General features: G+C 42.8%; 5 protein-coding genes. 1 reads left to right on the top strand and 4 read right to left on the bottom strand.

From position 1 onward, the window contains the following. Positions 1-396 (top strand): metal-independent carbonic anhydrase family protein (locus tag VOR_RS0107575; RefSeq protein ID WP_010319104.1); only part of this gene is annotated, 396 nt, incomplete at its 5' end. 87 nt (positions 397-483) lie between these two features. On the opposite strand, the gene VOR_RS0107570 is transcribed toward VOR_RS0107575, so the two are convergent. From VOR_RS0107570 to pnuC, 4 genes are all read right to left on the bottom strand, one after another. After that, positions 484-972 (bottom strand): hypothetical protein, encoded by a 489-nt coding sequence (locus tag VOR_RS0107570; protein ID WP_010319103.1) that lies wholly within the window; start codon positions 970-972, stop codon positions 484-486. Between the two features lie 224 nt (positions 973-1,196). Further along, positions 1,197-1,877 carry a Crp/Fnr family transcriptional regulator gene (locus VOR_RS0107565; protein WP_010319102.1) on the bottom strand — a complete coding sequence of 227 codons (681 nt, stop codon included), beginning with the start codon at positions 1,875-1,877 and terminating at the stop codon, positions 1,197-1,199. Between the two features lie 162 nt (positions 1,878-2,039). Beyond that, positions 2,040-2,771, bottom strand: a complete 732-nt coding sequence (locus VOR_RS0107560) for a nucleoside phosphorylase (RefSeq protein WP_010319101.1) — start codon at positions 2,769-2,771, stop codon at positions 2,040-2,042. Beyond that, positions 2,768-3,514: a nicotinamide riboside transporter PnuC gene (gene pnuC / locus VOR_RS0107555; RefSeq protein ID WP_010319100.1), complete on the bottom strand. Its 747-nt coding sequence runs from the start codon at positions 3,512-3,514 to the stop codon at positions 2,768-2,770. The genes VOR_RS0107560 and pnuC overlap by 4 nt, the downstream gene beginning before the upstream one ends. Positions 3,515-3,647: the final 133 nt, after the last annotated feature.

The following is a 3,647-nucleotide window of genomic DNA, read 5'->3' as shown; positions in this document are numbered from 1 at the left end:
AAGATAAGCCAGACTTATGAACAAAAAGGTCATGCTGAAGCGAAGAAGTTGGCAAAGCAAGTATTAGACCAAGCGTATGGCTATCAACAAGGTGCGGTGCTTTTCAAACCTACGCTTGCCAGTGGGGAGCAAACCTTTCGTACAGAAGCGGACGGAGCACTATCGTATTTTGTCGGCAGTGATAAGCAATACCCACAAGATTCTGGTTTTGCACTAAAAGGTTGGAAGGAGTACAGCTTTGATAACGCAGCAGTCTACATCAACGGTGATGTGACCTTAACCATGGGGCATGTCAAGCTCATCGACAATAAAGGAAAGCAAACCTTGGTGGATAAAAGCTGGGCATTTAAGAAAGATGAACAGGGCCAACTGCGAATTGTTCTGCACCATTCATGACTGCCTTTTCAGCCTTAATTGAGGGGAAAGCTTTTAGATGTGGGTGATGGTAATACACCCACATCGCAGACCTTTCTGTTATGCCAGTTAAACGCCAGCACGCTTGAGCAGGCCAGCCATCAGTGGCGAGCTTGAACGAACCTGTTTTGATTTGTTCTGTAATGTTTTAGCCAGCGTCGGGTTATTGATGCTTTTGGCAATGTAGGCCATTGAATGATAGAAATCCCCTGCGGATTTCATTTTATTGGCGTCATTTAATGGCGCTAACAGTTGCACCATGGTTGTGCCACTCATCGCTTGTTGGGTGGCGTACTCTTGTACTGCATCGAGTAGAAGATCGAGATCGACCATCGCTTCGGCACTTTCCACACCATGTTTTTTCATCTCTTTGCGGTTACGTTTACGCATTTGCTTAATGACAAAGGCCGGTTTGTTGAGCTTTTTAAAAGCAAAGTAACCAAGAACGACTGCAAGCACGACACCGCCCGCCACATAACCCCAAATAGAACCGGAAGATTCAACAACAGGCTTTAGGGTTTCAACGGTATATTCAACGGTAGTGGGTGTATCAGACATTATTATTTCCTTAGAATGCAGCTTCAAAATCAGAAGCTATTAATTAATCTGGCAGGGGGAAAAGCGCCTTGCGATGAATCAAAGATCCATGAAAAGGAGAGCTTCTGCCTCACATTACTCTCTTTTTGGGGTGAGGAGGCAAGAAAGCAAGTCCATTTTAGGGATTATTAATCAGTTTGTTGATAATTGTGCGAGTTGGTCACACTTGAACAATAACATCCGGCTTATTCATGGTTATTTAAGAATGCTCTTAACTCGTGTTCATTGATAATGGTTAAGCCTTGTTCTGTTTTGGTAATTAACCCTTTATTCATGAGATCTTTCACGGCGCGCCGATAAACTCGACCAGAAGTACCAAAGCGTTCCGCTTCTTGGTTTACTTTTTCAAAACCGCCGAGTGCGGCTCTGGTTTCTTTTTGTATCAGTAAATCGTAAGCAATATTGTAAGTAATAGGATGAAGCAGCCGGTTGGTATAAATATCCATTGAGTCTTGGTAATCTTCCGCTAGACCCGCAGCAAAGAAAAACATCATTTCAGGGTGAGCATGCAGTGCTTGGGTGAGTGAGGTCAAGGAAATGGTATCAACTTGTAAATGCTCATCAGCAACCACAGTCCATTGGCAAGGCGTTTGAGTAAAATACTCCATCTCACCGAAAATGTGATAATCACAATTGGTTTCACCAAGTTGAAAACGCCGTCCATTAGCGGCAATGATACTCATCGATACACGACCAATTGGGACGATATACAGATACTCCAGTTTTTCGCCTTGACGAAGGATTTCACTTCCTACATCAAGGTAACTGCTAGTAACTTGGCACTGATAAATCAGATCGTTAAACGCTCGATTTTTGTCAGATAAGAATGATTGGAACCGACCTGAAGCATAAGGGCTAATCTTCATAGTGAACTCATCAAGGGATAGGTGCGGTAAAGCTAATCAGACTTTGCCATTATTACAACACATTCTATTATTTTGACCATGGGCTGTGCTTTAGATCGTGTTTAATACAAGCGGCGCATACGTTACCGCTTAATATTATTTATCTGGATGAAATATCAAGAGTTAGATTTGTTTATAGAGTGCTTCTAAAGCCGCTGTTGCCGCTAATTTTTCACCAGCCATCATTGCGTGGTCAGCATTAACATATTGTTCAACGCCTTCTTTCACATCTTGTTGATACAGCACTACATTGTTTAGAATTGAAGCGACCTCAAGCCCACGCAGACGCCCTATAGTCAGTAATGCTGAGGTTTCCATATCTGCACCTAGCACGCCTTTTTTATTCCAGTAATGCGAGATTTGTTGCTCTTCATCGGTGTAGAAACTGTCATGGGAACGCACCACGCCTAAATGATAAGGTGTTGATTGGTTAGCTAAAAAACAATTCAATTCTTTGAGCAAACAAAAGCTCGCATAGGCAGGGTAAGCCGCCTTTATGTATGCTTGAGAACCCCCTTCATCGCGTACCGCACCCTCAGCGACAATTAAATCACCTAATTGAATCTGAGTTTGCATTGCACCTGCGGAGCCGACGCGCACAATGTGTGTAGCGCCGCACTGTTTAAGTTCTTCAATCGCAATGATCATCGATGGAGCTCCAATTCCAGTACTACAAATGGTGACTGGTTTACCTTTATATTGGCCGTTAAATAAACGGTATTCGCGATTTTCAGCCAATAACTCGGCATCATCGATTAAAGCGGCGATCCGATTGGCTCGGTCTGGCTCTCCACACACGATAACATGTGATGATACTTGGCTCTCATCTACACAAATGTGAGGTTGTTTGCTCATGCTAGTGCCTCTTTACTGTCACTAGTCCTCTGTTTCTTCTTGTTGTTCATTTTTGCTGTACGTGCCCATTCGCGAGTTCCGTTGGCCGCAATGAACATCAAAATGGCGTATTGTACAGACATAGCATAGACACCTTGAGTGGCATAAACACCCACACTGATAATATTGATGACAACCCACAGTGCCCAGTTTTCGACGTATTTACGTGTCATCAAAATTTGTGCAACAATCGACAAAACGGTCATGGCTGAATCCCAAAATGGGAATGCATCGGGTTCTAACACTGGTTGTGCCAAATTTGCACCAACTATATTCAGGCTATCAACTGCAATGTTAGCTAATGCGAAAAAGAATGGGTCTATATAGAGAGTGAGCAAAGCAATGGCAACAACGCTTAATACGGTGGTGATCATTAACTTCGGTTTACTGAGCCAGCGAACTTGCAAGGTATCACCATCAGCATTTGGTCTTGTCCAAGCGTACCAACCGTAAACGTTCGCACAGAAGAAAAAGAGTTGTAGCAGAAGTAAACCATACAATTGGATCTGGAAGAAAATCACTGCAAACAGTGTGACGTTCAACAAACCGAAAAGGTAATTAATGGTTTTTTCTTGACTGGCAAACCAAATACATAATAGACCGAATACTGTGCCGAAAGCTTCAATCCAGCTCATGGCATAACCGCCACTAATCGGAATATTAACGAGCGTATTATTGATATCCAGTAGGGCAAAGAGTTCCATGCTGATGTCCTTTATTATTGTTGTAAGAGTGATTGTTTTCGAAGAGATGATAATAAAGTAGGCATTGGTAGTGCAGGGAGGACATATGTCCTCCTTCATATCTGCGTGATCATATTTTTGCTAATTCAACTAT

Origin of the sequence: Vibrio ordalii ATCC 33509, from assembly GCA_000257205.1 — a bacterium.
Lineage (GTDB): Bacteria > Pseudomonadota > Gammaproteobacteria > Enterobacterales > Vibrionaceae > Vibrio > Vibrio ordalii.
Note: the sequence above shows the minus strand (reverse complement) of the source record. Positions and strands in the feature narration are given on the sequence as shown.

Coding starts and splice junctions, on each gene's coding strand:
- VOR_RS0107565 (WP_010319102.1), bottom strand. CDS start 1,877: ATGAAGATTAGCCCTTATGCTTCAGGTCGGTTCCAATCATTCTTATCT.
- VOR_RS0107560 (WP_010319101.1), bottom strand. CDS start 2,771: ATGAGCAAACAACCTCACATTTGTGTAGATGAGAGCCAAGTATCATCA.
- VOR_RS0107570 (WP_010319103.1), bottom strand. CDS start 972: ATGTCTGATACACCCACTACCGTTGAATATACCGTTGAAACCCTAAAG.
- pnuC (WP_010319100.1), bottom strand. CDS start 3,514: ATGGAACTCTTTGCCCTACTGGATATCAATAATACGCTCGTTAATATT.